16 protein-coding genes are annotated in these 15835 nt (G+C 36.0%); 12 read left to right on the top strand and 4 right to left on the bottom strand.

What is annotated here, in order from left to right; genetic code table 11:
- The first annotated feature begins 169 nt into the window (after positions 1-169).
- Positions 170-2026, top strand: a complete 1857-nt coding sequence (locus NST91_RS16635; RefSeq protein ID WP_341332033.1) for a PAS domain S-box protein — start codon at positions 170-172, stop codon at positions 2024-2026.
- 70 nt (positions 2027-2096) lie between these two features.
- On the opposite strand, the gene NST91_RS16630 is transcribed toward NST91_RS16635, so the two are convergent.
- Positions 2097-2333: an IDEAL domain-containing protein gene (locus NST91_RS16630; RefSeq protein WP_341332032.1), complete on the bottom strand. Its 237-nt coding sequence runs from the start codon at positions 2331-2333 to the stop codon at positions 2097-2099.
- 320 nt (positions 2334-2653) lie between these two features.
- On the opposite strand from NST91_RS16630, the gene NST91_RS16625 reads away from it, so the two are divergent.
- Positions 2654-3922: a PLL family lectin gene (locus NST91_RS16625; protein ID WP_341332031.1), complete on the top strand. Its 1269-nt coding sequence runs from the start codon at positions 2654-2656 to the stop codon at positions 3920-3922.
- Positions 3923-4180: 258 nt separating this feature from the next.
- The gene (locus NST91_RS16620) at positions 4181-4831 is read left to right on the top strand and encodes a glycoside hydrolase domain-containing protein (protein WP_341332030.1); all 651 of its coding nucleotides are present in this window, start codon (positions 4181-4183) and stop codon (positions 4829-4831) included.
- A gap of 140 nt (positions 4832-4971) precedes the next feature.
- Here NST91_RS16620 and NST91_RS16615 read toward each other — a convergent pair whose 3' ends face one another.
- The gene (locus NST91_RS16615) at positions 4972-5439 is read right to left on the bottom strand and encodes a YkyB family protein (protein ID WP_341332029.1); all 468 of its coding nucleotides are present in this window, start codon (positions 5437-5439) and stop codon (positions 4972-4974) included.
- A 181-nt stretch (positions 5440-5620) separates the two neighbouring features.
- On the opposite strand from NST91_RS16615, the gene NST91_RS16610 reads away from it, so the two are divergent.
- On the top strand, positions 5621-7351 hold the full coding sequence (locus NST91_RS16610) for a sensor domain-containing protein (RefSeq protein WP_341332028.1): 1731 nt from the start codon (positions 5621-5623) through the stop codon (positions 7349-7351).
- Between the two features lie 28 nt (positions 7352-7379).
- Here the strand turns inward: NST91_RS16610 and NST91_RS16605 are convergent, their stop codons facing one another.
- Entirely contained in the window at positions 7380-8243 is an 864-nt protein-coding gene (locus NST91_RS16605) for a metallophosphoesterase (protein WP_341332027.1), read from the bottom strand.
- 306 nt (positions 8244-8549) lie between these two features.
- Between NST91_RS16605 and NST91_RS16600 the strand changes: the two genes are divergently transcribed.
- Positions 8550-9191 carry a DUF3993 domain-containing protein gene (locus NST91_RS16600; protein WP_341332026.1) on the top strand — a complete coding sequence of 214 codons (642 nt, stop codon included), beginning with the start codon at positions 8550-8552 and terminating at the stop codon, positions 9189-9191.
- Positions 9192-9226: 35 nt separating this feature from the next.
- Here the strand turns inward: NST91_RS16600 and NST91_RS16595 are convergent, their stop codons facing one another.
- A complete protein-coding gene (locus NST91_RS16595; RefSeq protein ID WP_341332025.1) occupies positions 9227-10183 on the bottom strand; it encodes an MBL fold metallo-hydrolase in 957 nt (318 codons plus the stop codon).
- A gap of 180 nt (positions 10184-10363) precedes the next feature.
- On the opposite strand from NST91_RS16595, the gene NST91_RS16590 reads away from it, so the two are divergent.
- The 7 genes from NST91_RS16590 to NST91_RS16560 all read left to right on the top strand — a co-directional run bounded on the left by NST91_RS16590 (position 10364) and on the right by NST91_RS16560 (position 15834).
- Positions 10364-10600 (top strand): YkuJ family protein, encoded by a 237-nt coding sequence (locus NST91_RS16590; RefSeq protein WP_121445041.1) that lies wholly within the window; start codon positions 10364-10366, stop codon positions 10598-10600.
- Between the two features lie 180 nt (positions 10601-10780).
- Positions 10781-11218, top strand: coding sequence for a cyclic-di-AMP-binding protein CbpB (cbpB, locus tag NST91_RS16585; protein WP_341332024.1), 438 nt, complete (start codon positions 10781-10783; stop codon positions 11216-11218).
- Positions 11219-11336: 118 nt separating this feature from the next.
- Positions 11337-12215, top strand: coding sequence for a transcriptional regulator CcpC (ccpC, locus tag NST91_RS16580; RefSeq protein ID WP_341332023.1), 879 nt, complete (start codon positions 11337-11339; stop codon positions 12213-12215).
- 106 nt (positions 12216-12321) lie between these two features.
- Positions 12322-12570 carry a YkuS family protein gene (locus NST91_RS16575; protein ID WP_099353608.1) on the top strand — a complete coding sequence of 83 codons (249 nt, stop codon included), beginning with the start codon at positions 12322-12324 and terminating at the stop codon, positions 12568-12570.
- Positions 12571-12838: 268 nt separating this feature from the next.
- Entirely contained in the window at positions 12839-13387 is a 549-nt protein-coding gene (locus tag NST91_RS16570) for a peroxiredoxin (RefSeq protein ID WP_099363161.1), read from the top strand.
- A gap of 70 nt (positions 13388-13457) precedes the next feature.
- Positions 13458-13913, top strand: coding sequence for a TlpA disulfide reductase family protein (locus NST91_RS16565; protein ID WP_341332022.1), 456 nt, complete (start codon positions 13458-13460; stop codon positions 13911-13913).
- A 166-nt stretch (positions 13914-14079) separates the two neighbouring features.
- Entirely contained in the window at positions 14080-15834 is a 1755-nt protein-coding gene (locus NST91_RS16560; protein WP_341332021.1) for an ABC transporter ATP-binding protein, read from the top strand.
- Position 15835 lies beyond the last annotated feature (1 nt).

The following is a 15835-nucleotide window of genomic DNA, read 5'->3' as shown; positions in this document are numbered from 1 at the left end:
TGATGTTTTGCTTTTTAAAAATTAAAACAGGTCTTTCTACCTATGGATATGAACTAAACCCTAAATTAATGTAATAGTATAGTAAAAAAATGGTTACCATTACAAAATCCTAAATAGCTATTTCTATCTTAATGATACGTCTAAATCGAAAGGGGAGGGGGTTCAACACATGGAGTCTGGCAATCAATATAGTGCTCAACAGCAATTACCTCAAACACAATCCTCTGTTAATCTAGTATTAACAGTGACGATAAACGGTAAAATTCTCTATCTATCAAGTAACTGTAAGGATATCTTAGGTTACACAAAAGAAACACTAATTGGATCTTCCATTAAAAACATTATCCATAAGGATGACCGATTCATGCTTGAAAGCTATTTTTTCAATAAGCATGAAGTTTCAGTTTGTGCACTTAGGGTTATGAAGACAAACGAAGAATTTATTTGGTTTGAAACAACTGTTGAACCTGTTTATTACTCCGATTCCTTCGAATATGACGAGATCTTATTAAAAATGAGAGTGCTTGTCGAACCTGAGAATAGTCGGACACATGAGGAAATCCTAACTAATACCCTATTATCATCTGTTAATTCGGAAATTGCACTTCATCAAAATCGATTAAAAGATGCTTCCATTCTAATCGATGAGGCTCCGTTTCCTATTATCATTTCTAAATTCGGTAGGATTTTATATATGAATAATGAAGTTACTACCTTACTCGAAATTCAGAATCCTATGAACGTATTGGGAAAATCGATTTATTCATTTATCAATCAAGAATTCCATGAAGTAGTAGAGAAACGAATACAACAGCTACAAAGCGGATATCGATTAGGTATTATTGAACAAAAGTGGAAGAAACAAAATAAAGAAGAAATCTTTGTTGAAGTAAAAGAAGTACCGATTTATATTAATGATGAAATCTATGAATATCTTGTCCTACACGATATTTCATCAAGAAAGTCTTTTCATGATATTATCCATAGAAGTCGTGAACGATATCAACGAATTGTCCAGAATTCTATTGATACAATCGCCGTTATTTATCAAAATAATTGGGTTTTTATTAATGACTCAGGTGTAAAGATGTTTGGGGCGAACAGCTACACAGAAATGCTCGGGAAAAATATATATACCTTTTTACATCCAGAAAATCACGACCAGGTCAGAGATTTTATTGAAATTGTAAATGCTGAAAATAAGGAAGTTAATTTTAGCAAGCAATCTTGGTATACGATCCAAGGAAAGCAGGTTTATACAGAATTAATCGGAATTCCAACTACATATTTTGGCGAGGCTGCTGTTCAAGTAATCATTCGTGACATATCTGATCGAATCAAAGCAGAGGAGTTAATGATTAAATCTGAGAAACTGTCCATTGCCGGACAACTTGCTGCTGGTATTGCACATGAAATTAGAAATCCATTAACGGCTATAAAAGGATTTTTACAATTATTTCATAATGACTTTCAAGGAAAACAAAACTATTTCGATATCATCTTTTCAGAACTGAATCGAATTGAATTGATTCTGAGTGAGCTTTTGTTATTGGCAAAGCCATCAGAAATTAAATTCAAAAATAAAGATATCCGAATCATTTTGCGAGATGTTGTTACATTGCTCGAGACACAAGCCATCCTGCAAGATATCCAAATCAATATCGATTTTATGAATAAAGAGTCCATTATTACATGCGATGAAAATCAAATAAAGCAGGTCTTTATTAATCTTATAAAGAATTCCATCGATGCAATGGAAAAGGGCGGAAATATCTTTATTCGTACAATGGTTACGGAAGACTCAATTTATATTTTGTTTATAGATGAGGGGTGTGGTATACCAAAATCAATCCTTGAGCGAATCGGGGAGCCTTTCTACACAACAAAGGAAAAAGGAACAGGCCTTGGGCTTATGGTTAGTTATAATATTATAGAAAATCATAACGGTGAAATAAAGGTGGATAGCAAAGAAAATGAAGGAACAACCTTTGAGATAAAGCTTCCACGTGTAGATGTGACGGTGTAACTCCTAGAAGTTACACCGTTTTTAAATAGGAAAAAATAAAAGGCCAGTGCACTTCGCACTAGCCAATTCGTTATTGTAAAAAGCTATGTTGAGACAGTAACATATTATATTGTTTTGTAAGTTCCATAAATAAGTTTTCATCTTTGTTAATAAGTGATTGGTCGATTTGTTTAAGTAATTGTTCTTTTCTAAAGGAGGCCTGTGATTGGATGAGAACCATTTCGGCTACCTTTTTATACATTTCTTCATCAGGCGTTTGAGAAATTACGACTACCTCATTTTTTTGCTCTTTGTTAAAATGGTTCATTACTTAATCACTCCTTTTATTTTTTCACTTCTTTATAAATCAAAAACCCCTTCACCTTATATGTGTAACTAGAATCATTTCATTTAATTATTTCTAGTTGTCTTTCTATTATGAAGGGAATTAGGCAAAAAGTAAAGTATTTTTTTAGAAAATTTGGATATGTCAGAATTTAGATGGACTGGCAAGCTCAGATATAAGGTTCGGAGAATACGAAAAAATGGGCTACTTTCCTTATAAATTTCATAGTATGAAATGAGCAACTTTTTAATTTTATTCAGTTTTGCTGAATAAAGTTAAAAGAATAAAAGGAGGTACCTGTCATGAATCAACCATATGGTGGATATCAAGTGAATCCATATACTCGCGTGGTTCCAAACTATTATTATCCTTATTATCCCGCAAATGGCTACCAACAGGCTAATTATATAAATACACCTACTACAGACCAGCAGCAAAGACAAACAGAAGAATTTCAAAATGTATGGAAAGAAGTTCGAAAAAATTTAAAACCTCACTATGATCATTTAGCTGAATTTAATGTTAATAAGCGATTATCGCAGTATATTGCCATGCAACTTGTCATGTACACTTTAATGACTCAAAATCAATTCTCAGGTTCTTTGGATCAAAGAGTGAATCAAACCTATCAGGCATTTCGTCGTCAAGCCAGTTGGGTCTTTGGGGTATTATCACCTTACCGAATTCCGGAACGTGAGCTAGAGAGGATATTTAAAGCGATTATTCGACTTACTTATGAAAATATTGGCTTTTCACCTGAAAAGAATTGGAGTGAATGGGAAGATCTTGGAGGCTACTTAACATCTGGACCTTCTGTAACTGTACCTGGAAGAAATCAGTTAGATGTCTATGTGCGAGGAAGAAATCGTGTGTTATATCGGCGGTTTTGGAATGGAACTAGTTGGACGGATTGGGAAAGCCTCGGAGGTACTCTTACTTCTTCACCTGCTGCAGTCTCATGGGGACCTGGCAGGGTAGATGTGTTTTCTCGTGGTGAGAATAACCACTTGATTCATAAATATTGGAACGGTTCCTCTTGGAGTGAGTGGGAAGATTTGGGTGGAGTCTTAACATCATCACCTGCTGTCTCATCTTGGGGTGAGAATCGCCTAGATGTATTCGGAAGAGGCACAGATCGCCATCTTTATCATAAATATTGGGATGGAGATAGTTGGAGTGAGTGGGAGGACTTAGGTGGTATTCTTACGTCTGCACCTGGTGCCGTATCGTGGGGGCCAAATCGTATCGACGTTTTTGTGCGTGGTGAAAATAGAGCACTATATCATAAGTATTGGGATGGCTCAAGCTGGAGTAATTGGGAGGATCTAGGTGGGCAATTAACTTCAAGTCCAGCAGCATCTTCAAGAGAGCCTAATAACCTTGATGTTTTTGTAAAGGGTACAGATGAACATTTATATGTAAAAAATTGGGATGGAAGCCGTTGGAATGAATGGGAAGACCAGGGTGGTACATTAACATCCGAACCATCTTCAGCCTCATGGAATCGAAACCGAATTGATGTATTCGCTAGAGGAGAGAACAACCAACTTATCCATAAATGGAAATCATAACTATATTCAGCATAGAAACTAAAGTTGCTGGGATAAAAGAGGAGTGCTATTCATTCAATTGTGAATCAAAACCGAATGAATAAAGTTAAAGCCTCCGGCGGATGCCACGATTTTTCAAAGGGAATTTTTCGAGCGGGAAGTTCAAAGTGAAAGAATGCCACAAGCTGTGACAACGTCTTTATGACCCACTTCCTGTGGGCCTAAAATCGGGAGCAAACATGCAAAGGCGCATTTGATTATATGACAGGGGTTGTGGATATGCCTAGATATGTGTGGGGAGTGGATTCAGCGGCAACTGCTGATGAAGAGCTATATACATGTGTTAAATCTAAACTTGGGAAACCAAAATTCTGGGGCCGTTATTTAAGTGAAAGTCCTAATGTTTCAGCGGGATTAACAAGAGCAGAAATTTCATTTTTGCGGAACAGAGGAATCAAGGTTTTACCTATCTATAATATTTTTTCTGACGCTACAGGATTTGAAAAAGGGCAGCTTGCTGCAAGAAATGCTATATTTAATGCAAGACGTCTTGGCATTCCAAATAATGTAGGATTGTTTGCAAATGTAGAGCGCTTTTTGGTTGTAGACGAGGCTTGGATTCGGGGGTGGGTGGAATCAATTTACCCTAGCGGCTTCCGTCCAGGGATATACAACGATCCTGTCAAAGGCGATTTTTCTGTAGCTTATTGTGAGGCTGTCAGAAAAAATAAACAGGTAGCTGTTCAAACGATTCTATGGAGTGCTGAACCTGAGCCTGGAGTGACAAAGGAACGAAATGCACCTAAATTTAAGCCAATATCACCAAAATGTAAGGCAAATGTATGGATTTGGCAATATGGAAGAGATTCGGTAGACTGTCCAATTAATACAAATTTAGCTGACCAGCGGGCTTTACATTACCTATATTAAAAAAACCAGGTACATCGTCCTGGTTTTTTATTTGCGTGTTGAGGTCACAAGCCAACCCATCAAGAATGTCAAGTAGTAACCTTCTCGCTAGCTCGTCTTGTGTTTGTTGGGACTGAATAAGGTGCTCGCACTTTTGGTTATTAACGATAGCTTTCACCTAGTTTTTTGAATACGGGTTTTTGGTATGTCCGTTTGTTTGATCGGTTAGTATTCTCGATTTTTTCTTCAATACCAACGTATTGCTGTAGCAGGCTTTTTGCTAGAGAAAGTGATAGATAGGTTTTTGGATTTCGGTATGTCTGATTCAATTGTCCAAGGTGTGGTAGGCGAGAGAAGTCTTCTTTTGTAGGAGGCATGTGAAAATAATAGTCTCCGGCTGAAATTAAGACATCGGATTGTTGTTGACTATTTTTCGGATTTCTGGAAAAATGTAGTCCTTCCTTTTTGGCTTTCCCTTCGGATAAAAGCTTTTCAAGTGCTTTTCGTTTTAGTAAGTATAAGAATTTAGGATTTGTAGCCGTTTTGGCATGTCGGTTTACAACAAATATGGCACGTGCAAGGTTGTCCACATTTGGTTCAAGCGGTGCTTGATTTACCTGTTTTTTCATACTTTCTCTCCTTTCTATCTTTTATTATACTGGTAGTAGTGTATTTTTACAAATTCAACTGGAACAAAGTATTTATTAAATCTTTCATACGATTAAATAAAAATAATGATTGAAAAAATAAAGGTTTTTGTCAATATATGCCGAAGAGGTAAAATATTAATCTGCAGTAGGGAATGGTCTCATGAACAACATTAATCATGTAATCTTGAAGGATAAGCAATATAGCCAATTTGGTGAGAAAATTGAGGCAATTATCTTTGAAATTATCCTTAAACATATCAAGGATTTAATATATGTCATGAAAGTAGAGGAAGAAGACATTTTTACCTATGTTTTCTTAAATGAAGAGGCAAAGGGGCATGCAAAATTAACTAACTCTAGCCTTGGGAAAACACTTCACGAGGTGTTACCTAAAGAAACAGCTGATCATTTACATGCACAATATAAATCTGTTGTGGAGAAAAGAGAAGCAGTCTCGTTTCAGGATGTTGTGATTCTACCTGATAAAAAAGTCGTACACGGTGAATCGCTTTTAACCCCAGTCTTTGATGACAAAGGAAATATTCTATTCATCGTAAGTGTCACTCGAGACATCTCTGCAAGGGTTGCCGATAAGGAAATGATTACCTATATGGCCTATCATGATCAACTTACAGGTTTACCTAATCGCAGCTCATTAAAGAAGGAGTTAGATAATGCAGTTGCAGAAGCCATCGATCTTGAACAAGAATTTGCATTAATGTTCATAGATCTTGATCGTTTTAAATTTTTCAATGATTCTATGGGACATGTTGCAGGGGATCATTTATTAAAAGAAGTTGGAAGAAGGTTATCATCAATTAGTCAAAAAGGCTATAAGGTTTTCCGTCAAGGCGGGGATGAATTCATTATGATTCTACCAAACTCTTCAAGAGATCATTCTGAAAAGTTTGCGCAGAACGTGACCCGATTGTTTGAAAAGCCTTTCAGTTTAGAAAGAAAGGAATTCTTTATTTCAGCGAGTATTGGAATTAGTCTCTATCCTACCGATGGCAATGACGTAGATACACTAGTCAAAAATGCTGATACAGCCTTGTATCGTGCAAAGGAATTAGGCAGGGCGCTCTATCAATTTTATAGTACTGATTTACAAAAGCAGTCTTCCCATTTAATGCACCTTGAGACAAGTCTTAGAAGGGCTATTGAAAAGAATGAACTTGAAATCTACTATCAACCACAGTTGGATCTTAGTTCAGGCAAGGTTACAAGCTTTGAGGCACTGTTAAGATGGAATCATCCCACACTAGGTTTTGTGTCACCTGCAGAATTCATACCGATTGCCGAGGACACTGGGCTCATTTTATCAATTGGAGAATGGCTAATTCACACAGTATGTCAGAAATTAAAACACTGGAAAGAGAGTGGATATGGGACTGTATCCATTGGTGTCAATTTATCACCAAAACAATTCCAGCAACCTGAATTAGTTAGTATGATTCAACAAAATATTGAGGAGAATCAAATCTATCCAGGCAGTCTTGAAATTGAGCTTACCGAGGGAGCGATGTTAGACCCAAAGAAAACGATGCTCACATTGGCGAAGTTAAAGGAAATTGGTGTTCGAATTGCCGTGGATGACTTTGGCACAGGCTATTCCTCTTTAAGTTATATAAAAAAACTTCCTATCGATACATTAAAAATCGATAAATCCTTTGTAAAAGATGTTCTCCGTGATGAAAAGGATGCTGCGATTACAACTACAATCATTCACTTAGCCCAAAGTTTAGGACTGTCTGTAATTGCTGAAGGTGTTGAAGAAGAACAACAGGTTGAATTTTTCAAGATTATGGGGTGTCATAAAGTTCAAGGTTATTTCTTTAGTAAACCAATACCAGAAGATGAGTTGATAGAGCATTATTTAACAAATAAGTAAGAGGACGACCTGGGGTCATCCTCTTTCTTTATGTCGATTGTAATGTAAAAATGGATATTTCAGGTTTTGCTAGAAATCGTAATGGAAGCCTAGTTGTTCCAAGTCCGCGGTTTACATAGAGGAACATTTTTGTAGTGCCGATTTCATGGGCACCTTCATAATATATACTTCCAAGCGGGGGAGTAATCAGTGGGCCTACAAATGGCAGCTGAATTTGTCCACCATGACTGTGACCGGATAGTTGCATATGTGCTCCCACTTTAGCTGCTCGATCAGCAATATCGGGCTCATGAGCAAGTAGAATCGTATAACTAGACGAATCTACGTTTTGGAATGCTTGTTCAAAACTAGGACGTCCGAGCATGACATCATCTAACCCCACAATGGTAATTTTTGAATCTCTTAAGTGAATTTCCTTCGAGCTGTTCATTAAGAGATTAAAACCAGTTTGTTCCATTAGTTTTTTATAAATCTCCGATCCGTAACCCCCGTGGTCATGGTTACCGTAAATGGCAAATTTCCCAAGAGGAGCTTCTAACCGTTTTAGGATAGGGATGAGATGATTGGCAGCTGCATATTTATTAGGCTCATCCATTAAATCTCCGGTGAAAAATAGAAGATCTGGTTTGTAGCTATTTATTCGATCAACTAGAAGAGTGAGTTGTTCTAGTGTGTAATAATGCCCAACATGAGTATCACTAAATTGGACAATTCTAAGGTTGTCAAAGTCTTTTGGAATAGTAGGATGTACAATTTTATGAGATGTGATACCTAGCTGTTTCGGCTCAATATATCGGGCATACAAATACCCTAATGAGGACGCAATTGCAATTGTAGCTGTTGTGGCAAATGCCCGTTTAATAAATTGTCTTCTTGTATATTTTTTTGCCATCCTAACCGCCAACCTATTCTTAATAATCAATTGAAGTTATGAGACTAGTGTAGCATATTCATATTCACTTAAATTTTAAATATGTATTACAGTTGTAAACAATACTAATTACGAATCGGCTTTCTCATCTTGTATGTCAAAATTCATTCTTTTTTTCATTGGATTTATGAATTAATTGTTTGTATATAAATAAACATGTCAAAATCTGCAATTATTTAACGAACGATTCATATCCACGTGCTTTTAAGAAATTGTTAAAATGAGGGTACTTGTACATAACCAGTCATTTAATGAAAGGATGATAATTTGAGCAAGCGAATCTCATTACTACTCATTGTCATTTGTTTTATCGGACTAGTGTCTGTTCCAACAGCTAAAGCGTCATCTAATCAACCCCTTACACAAGAGGAAGTGTTTACATTCTTACAAGAAGCGTTTCAAGCGCAATCTTCACTAACATCTGAATTTCGTACTTATGAAGAAGTTCAACAAGTTCTTGCTCCTTTTTTCCATTCAGATTATGAAAACACATTTTTAGAGGAAAATTTAATAAAGGAAAAGGATGGGTATATTGTGTATGGTTCCGATTTTGCCCTTTACTTTGTTCCGTTTTATTCGTATACAGATGAAACAAAAATTTTATTCGATCAAAACGAAAAGAAGATTTTTGTCTATGAGTTATTTAAATCCCCTGATACAGGTCCTGTTGCTTATAAAGATCATTATGAAGTTATCACAATTGAAAAAATAAACTCAAACTGGCTTATTACGGATTTACAATCACAAGATGATGCACCATCTGTAAAAGATACTGCTACACATAAGGAAACGATTAACCAGGATTCAGCATTTTTAACGTGGAATCCATTAAAAACGACGATTTATTCCTTACTTGAAATGGATAATCGAACATTCACTCATTTTGGACTTTATCAAGGCATCTTCTAAATATCAAAGAAAAATAGAAATCCCAATTGGGATTTCTATTTTTCTTTTTGAAGGAAATCAACAATTCCCATTGCACAAATATCAAGGTCAAGGCTAAGAATTTCGTATACTTCATGATGTCTTGGAACATTCTTTTCATCAAGATAAGCTGTGATTTGCTTTAAGATCAATTCCTTAATAATTTCTTTATGTTCAACTTCAGTTGCTAAAGGGTGGTCGATAAAAGACTTTTTCCCGGCATTCACAAAAATAGGTAACCACTGATGTAGTTGAGCGAACACTTCATTCACATTTGTTGACATCCCGTAATGGCCAAAATAAATAGCTGAGACCCCGAGATCATTCACTCTTTTTGCAGATTCGAGCATGGCATCAGGACGGAATTGATTAGGAGATGTCGAAGGCAAAAACAGCTCAATATTGTCTTTGACTAGTTCATGATAATAAATGCCGATTGTATCACCGGTAAAGATACCGTTACTAACAGGTTCATAAATACTAAAGTGATGATTGGCATGTCCTGGCGTATCGTAAAAAACGAGGCTGCAATTCCGTCCTATTTCAAGTTCTTCCTGATTTGATTTTATGATTAATTTTTCCTCAGGAATTGGCAAAATTGGATTAAATAAAGAATCAAAATTTTTCCCATATACGGCCTTTGCTCCAGAAATCAAGCGACTTGGGTCAACCAAATGTCTTGCTCCTTTAGGGTGAACAACCACTTTTGCATTTGGGCAATGCTCTAATAAGAGGCCAGCTCCTCCAGCATGGTCTAAATGAATATGGGTTACAATTATATACTGAACATCAATTGGATCAATGTTCAGTTCCTTAAGCCCATCTAAAATGTACGGTATAGAAGGACTTGCACTTGTTTCAACAATTGTAATTTTATCCTCTTTTATTATGTAAGAACCAGTTCGAGCCATTCTCCCCAAATCATGTGCGTCAATTAGAAATATTCGCTCATTTAGTTGTGTAAGATTTCCCATGTTCTCCTCCAATTTTTTATTGTTTCATCGCTAATTTTATTGTATTGTTACATAGTGGTTACTGTAAAGGTATTGAAAGAAATATTCTGAATATATACGTCCGTGAGAAAAATGGTCAATACCGTGGATAGAAGAGAGGATATTGCTCAATCCTAAAAGTAGAGAAAGGAGAGGCTACATATGTCACAGTTACAAGGAATCATATCTCGTCTTATTAGCCTTCAGGAAAATGCAAACGGTGGGGAGCCCCCACAACGTTTTTTTGAAGTAAATGGTGAAAGAAAATGTAGTGTTAAGTATTTTAACAAAACAAGTACATTTGAACTCGAAGTATACCAACAAGGGGAAAAGCCCAAAACGTATCAATTCGATAATATTGACATGATTGCGATTGAAATTTTCGATTTAATTAGCTAATCACACTTCTTAGGCTCGGCAGACTGCTGAGCCTTTTCTTCCTTCTAAAGTACTAACTCTACATCACCCTTAAATAATACAAGTTCTCACCCAAAAATTATGTTAAAATAAAAGAGGAGAATGAAAATTTAAATCTGGTAATATATGAAAATAATTACAATGTGAGGTTGTGAGGCTTACATGTTTGGTCTTCAAAATGAAAATCTATTTGAAACAACAATTAAAGACTTACTTATTCCTGCAGATAAAGTAGCTCACGTTCAAATCGGGAATAGCTTAGAGCACGCATTACTTGTCCTTACAAAAACGGGATATACCGCAGTCCCTGTATTGGATCCAAAGTATAAACTGCATGGATTGATTAGTTCAACACATATTTTAGACTCAATTCTTGGACTAGAGCGAATTGAATTTGAACGTCTAGAGAAAATGAAGGTTGAAGAAGTAATGAACAGGGAAATACCCCGGTTAGATTTAAATGACAATGTCATAAAGGGTCTACAATTAGTCATTGATCACTCATTTGTCTGTGTTGAAAATGATGATTTAGTGTTTGAAGGAATTTTTACCCGCCGTACTATTTTAAAGCAATTTAATAAACAATTAAAAATTAAATAAGTTACTTAAATCCTCCTTCATGCTGATATGGAGGGTTTTTTTCTGTGTATAATGATAATTTGTAATAAATCATTTATACTATAAGTAAAACTTATACCTGTGTTCAGGAGGAAACAATGTGCAATTTTCCGAATTTCAATTATTAGTGGTACTATCATCTGAATTAAATATGCGAAAAGCATCTGAACGTTTATTTGTTACACAACCTGCGTTATCCCAACGCTTACAATCGATTGAAAAGGCATGGAACACAAAAATATTCATTCGTTCACAAAAAGGACTCACACCAACACCTGCTGGAGAAAAAATAATTGATTTTGCTAAAGAGGTTGTTGAGAAGGAAGAAAAAATACGTGAGCAGCTACAAGGACTCAATCAAGAAGTGCACGGCACCCTTAAAATCGCATGTGCGTCCATTATCGGACAAAATTGGCTTCCAAAGGTATTAAAAAAATATGTAAATAAGTTTCCGCATGCTAAAATTTCATTAATTACCGGTTGGAGTAGTGAAATATTAAAAAATCTTTATGATGACACAGTACATATTGGAATTATCCGCGGCAAACCTGATTGGAAGGGTGCAAAGCATCATCTATTAACCGATACGATGTATATGGTTGATACAGAAATCCAACAAATCGAACAGGTGTGGGAAACAGACCGACCGTTTATTCAATTCAAAAGTGATTCAACCTATTATCAAGAAATTCAGGAATGGTGGCATCGAACCTTTCAATCGACACCACGTCGCACCATTGTGGTTGACCAAATTGAAACATGTAAGCAAATGACATTAAATGGAATTGGTTATGCGATTTTGCCATCTGTCACTTTAAATGATGATGAAACGAAAAACATTTATAAAATCCCTTTAATGAACGAGAATAATGAACCAATGAAGCGCGACACATGGTTGGTCGGTTATGATTATGCATTTGAGCTTAAACAAGTCCAAGCATTTGTTGAGATGATTAAAGAAAATATAGATTCTTTATAAAATGATTTCTATAAATCGTTATCGTGCAGAATTCAATCCACGAATATGTGTAGAATAATCACAGTCTGATTGTGACAAATTACATATATGAGGAGGTGGATGATTAATGGCGAAAATTGGTGTTGAAGGTTCTCTAACAAATGTTCAGCAGGCTCTTCAAGAAAAAGGCTATGAAGTTGTTCAGCTAAAACAGGAAAGTGATGCACAAAACTGTGACTGTTGTGTTGTTACAGGCTTAGATTCGAATGTAATGGGAATGGCTGATACTGTCATGAAAGGGCCTGTCATTGAAGCAAACGGACTATCTGCTGACCAAGTTTGTCAACAAGTAGAAAGTCGTTTAGGACAGGCGTAAACAATGAGAGAGGATAAGTCAAGACTAGGTATTTCACCTAGTCTTTTTTTGTGAACCCATCGTTTATCAACAATATATTATAAAATTGTAAAGATTATATAATTTTTAAAAAACGACGGCGTTTTACTTGAATCGACAGCCACCTCTTTGTTAAACTAGTCATTGTTGATAGCGATTATCATGTTTAAACAGTATAATGCTGGTTATACTTGAATATTGGTGTTAGCGTTATCAATCTACTTATTAAAAATATATGGAGGTTTTACATATGGCAGAACGTATGGTAGGTAAACAAGCTCCTCGTTTTGAAATGGATGCTGTTATGCCAAATAAAGAATTTGGTAAAGTTAGTCTTGAAGAGAACATGAAAAACGATAAGTGGACAGTTTTATTTTTCTATCCAATGGACTTCACTTTCGTATGTCCTACAGAAATTACAGCAATGTCTGATCGTTACGATGAGTTTGAAGATCTAGACGCAATCGTTATTGGCGCTTCTACAGATACAATTCATACACACCTAGCTTGGATTAACACTGACCGTAAAGACAATGGATTAGGGGATCTGAACTATCCACTAGCTGCAGACACTAACCATGCTATTTCCAAAGAATACGGTGTTCTAATTGAAGAAGAAGGTATTGCATTACGTGGTCTTTTCATCATCAGCCCAGAAGGGGAGATGATGTATTCTGTTGTTAACCACAACAACATTGGTCGTGATGTTGATGAAACATTACGAGTTCTTCAAGCATTACAGACTGGTGGCCTTTGCCCTGCTAACTGGAGACCTGGTCAAGCTACACTTAATGTCTAATGTATAACAAATAACAACAGGGTCTAACGTTTGTTAGACCCTTTAATCCATAATTCGGAGGATAAAATCGATGAAATTACGTGATCAAATGCCTGAACTTGATGGAGAAAAAGCTTGGTTAAATGGTGAAGTTAGTAAAGCTGACCTTGTTGGTGAAAAACCAACTCTCATTCATTTTTGGTCAATCAGCTGTGGTCTTTGTAAGGAAGCAATGCCTCAGGTGAATGAATTCCGTGATCAATATCAGGACAAGTTAAATGTTATTGCTGTTCATATGCCAAGGTCAGAAAATGATCTTGATTTAGATGAAATCAAGCAAGTTGCCGAGGAGCATAATATCACTCAACCAATCTTTGTTGATAGTGATCTTAAATTAAATGATAAGTTCGAAAACCAATATGTTCCTGCTTATTATGTATTTGATAAAGAAGGCAAGCTTCGTCATTTTCAAGCAGGTGGTAGTGGCATGAAGATGTTAACCAAACGAGTTAACCGCGTATTAGAAGAAACTCAAAATGCTGAATAATAATGAGGTTTGCTCACAAGGCTAGGTCAAATTGACTTAGCCTTATTTTTTTAGAAAAAATATTTAACATTTTCTGAAAATGCACTAGATATTTATTTCGAAAACCGATATATTATATGTTACGTACATTTCAGGTTTTTTATGGAAACACCGAGGGGGGACTTTTATGGATACTTTTAGGAAATTAAAGGGGTTTTATTGGCCGTACCGGAAATATTTTTTCTGGTCATTATTTGCCATGATTTTTGTAACAGGAATTACAGTTGTCTATCCTATCGTACTTCAGATAACCATAGATGAGGTTATCAGGGCAGGAAATTATCAGTATGTACCATATCTTGCATTTGGTTTTATTGCCATCATGTTAATTAAGGGGATAGCCACATATTTCAACCAGTATTTAGGGGATTTATTTGGTATAACGGCAGTTTATAAGGTAAGAAATGCATTATATGAAAAACTGCAACGCTTACCCTTTAGTTATTATGATAATGCAAAAACAGGAGATCTTATGTCAAGATTAACTGCCGACGTTGAGGGAATTCGATTCTTCCTTTCATTTGGGTTTGCCGAACTACTTCGTTTTACACTTTTAATTGTTTTCAGTTTAATCGTGATGTTTTCGTATTCCATTTCACTTACATTGGTAACAATTTTGGCATTACCATTTCTCGCAATTGTTGTTTATCGTTTTGATAAGCGGGTCCACCCAGCATTTCGTAAGGTTAGAAAAACATTTGGTCGTTTGAACACGAATGTACAAGAAAATATCAGCGGGATTAATACGGTAAAGTCATTATCACGAGAAGAATTTCAAATTAATAAATTCAATCATTCCAATGAGGATTACCGAGATGTATCACTTGCTACCTCAAAGATTTGGGCAAAGTTTTTCCCTTTAATGGAGTTTATTGGAAATGTCTGTGTTGTCGCTCTATTATCTTATGGGGGATATCTAGTAATTGGTGGGTCTGTCTCTTACGGGGAACTCGTCGCATTTTTTAGTTTAGTGTGGTACCTGCTCAACCCAATTATGAACCTTGGTTTTATTATTAATATGTTTTCTCAAGCCAAGGCATCTGGCGAACGTTTACTAGAGATTCTAGAAGCAGATGAAAAAATTATTGATCAAAAAGATGTTGTTAACAGTGATAACTTGCAGGGGCATGTAGAATTTAAAGACGTTACCTTAAAGTATACAGAGGATGATGAGGCAGCATTACAGTCGATTTCATTTACAGCTGAACCAGGTAAAGTAATTGGGTTAATTGGGGCAACAGGATCAGGGAAAACAAGTATTACACAGCTAATGACTAGATTTTATGAACCGGTAAAAGGCCAAGTCTTTATTGATGGCAAAGATGTTTCAGACTATTCGATTGCTACTTTAAGGAGCAATATTGGATTTGTTATGCAGGAATCATTCTTATTCTCTTCCACAATTCGTGCGAATATAGCATATGGTAAGCCTAATGCTTCATTGGAAGAAATTATTGATGCAGCAAAAAGAGCCCAAGCACACGAGTTTATCATGGAGCTTCCTAATGGATATGATACGATGCTTGGTGAACGTGGCATGGGATTATCTGGTGGACAAAAGCAACGAATTGCGATAGCAAGGTCAATCTGTATTGATCCTAGTATTCTCATTTTAGATGATGCAACAAGCGCGGTAGATATGGAAACAGAATTTTCAATTCAACAAGCCTTAAAGGAAGTAATGAAGGGACGGACTACATTTATCATTGCACATCGCATTTCTTCTTTGAAACATGCTGATGAGATATTGGTATTAGAAAATGGAGCCATCGTTGAACGTGGAACACACGAGGAATTATTGAAAAATGAAGGACCATATCAACGCATCTATGATATTCAGTATAAGGATCAAAAAGTTGTCTTACAGTCACAAGTAGGTTAGG

The organism is Ferdinandcohnia sp. FSL W7-1320 (genome assembly GCF_038050315.1).
GTDB lineage: Bacteria > Bacillota > Bacilli > Bacillales > Bacillaceae_L > Ferdinandcohnia > Ferdinandcohnia aciditolerans.
Note: the sequence above shows the minus strand (reverse complement) of the source record. Positions and strands in the feature narration are given on the sequence as shown.

Excerpts from the sequence above, each read along its gene's own strand:
- NST91_RS16635 (WP_341332033.1), top strand. The coding sequence starts at position 170 with ATGGAGTCTGGCAATCAATATAGTGCTCAACAGCAATTACCTCAAACA.
- NST91_RS16630 (WP_341332032.1), bottom strand. The coding sequence starts at position 2,333 with ATGAACCATTTTAACAAAGAGCAAAAAAATGAGGTAGTCGTAATTTCT.
- NST91_RS16625 (WP_341332031.1), top strand. The coding sequence starts at position 2,654 with ATGAATCAACCATATGGTGGATATCAAGTGAATCCATATACTCGCGTG.
- NST91_RS16620 (WP_341332030.1), top strand. The coding sequence starts at position 4,181 with ATGCCTAGATATGTGTGGGGAGTGGATTCAGCGGCAACTGCTGATGAA.
- NST91_RS16615 (WP_341332029.1), bottom strand. The coding sequence starts at position 5,439 with ATGAAAAAACAGGTAAATCAAGCACCGCTTGAACCAAATGTGGACAAC.
- NST91_RS16610 (WP_341332028.1), top strand. The coding sequence starts at position 5,621 with ATGAACAACATTAATCATGTAATCTTGAAGGATAAGCAATATAGCCAA.
- NST91_RS16605 (WP_341332027.1), bottom strand. The coding sequence starts at position 8,243 with ATGGCAAAAAAATATACAAGAAGACAATTTATTAAACGGGCATTTGCC.
- NST91_RS16595 (WP_341332025.1), bottom strand. The coding sequence starts at position 10,183 with ATGGGAAATCTTACACAACTAAATGAGCGAATATTTCTAATTGACGCA.
- NST91_RS16590 (WP_121445041.1), top strand. The coding sequence starts at position 10,364 with ATGTCACAGTTACAAGGAATCATATCTCGTCTTATTAGCCTTCAGGAA.
- cbpB (WP_341332024.1), top strand. The coding sequence starts at position 10,781 with ATGTTTGGTCTTCAAAATGAAAATCTATTTGAAACAACAATTAAAGAC.
- NST91_RS16575 (WP_099353608.1), top strand. The coding sequence starts at position 12,322 with ATGGCGAAAATTGGTGTTGAAGGTTCTCTAACAAATGTTCAGCAGGCT.
- NST91_RS16570 (WP_099363161.1), top strand. The coding sequence starts at position 12,839 with ATGGCAGAACGTATGGTAGGTAAACAAGCTCCTCGTTTTGAAATGGAT.
- NST91_RS16565 (WP_341332022.1), top strand. The coding sequence starts at position 13,458 with ATGAAATTACGTGATCAAATGCCTGAACTTGATGGAGAAAAAGCTTGG.
- NST91_RS16560 (WP_341332021.1), top strand. The coding sequence starts at position 14,080 with ATGGATACTTTTAGGAAATTAAAGGGGTTTTATTGGCCGTACCGGAAA.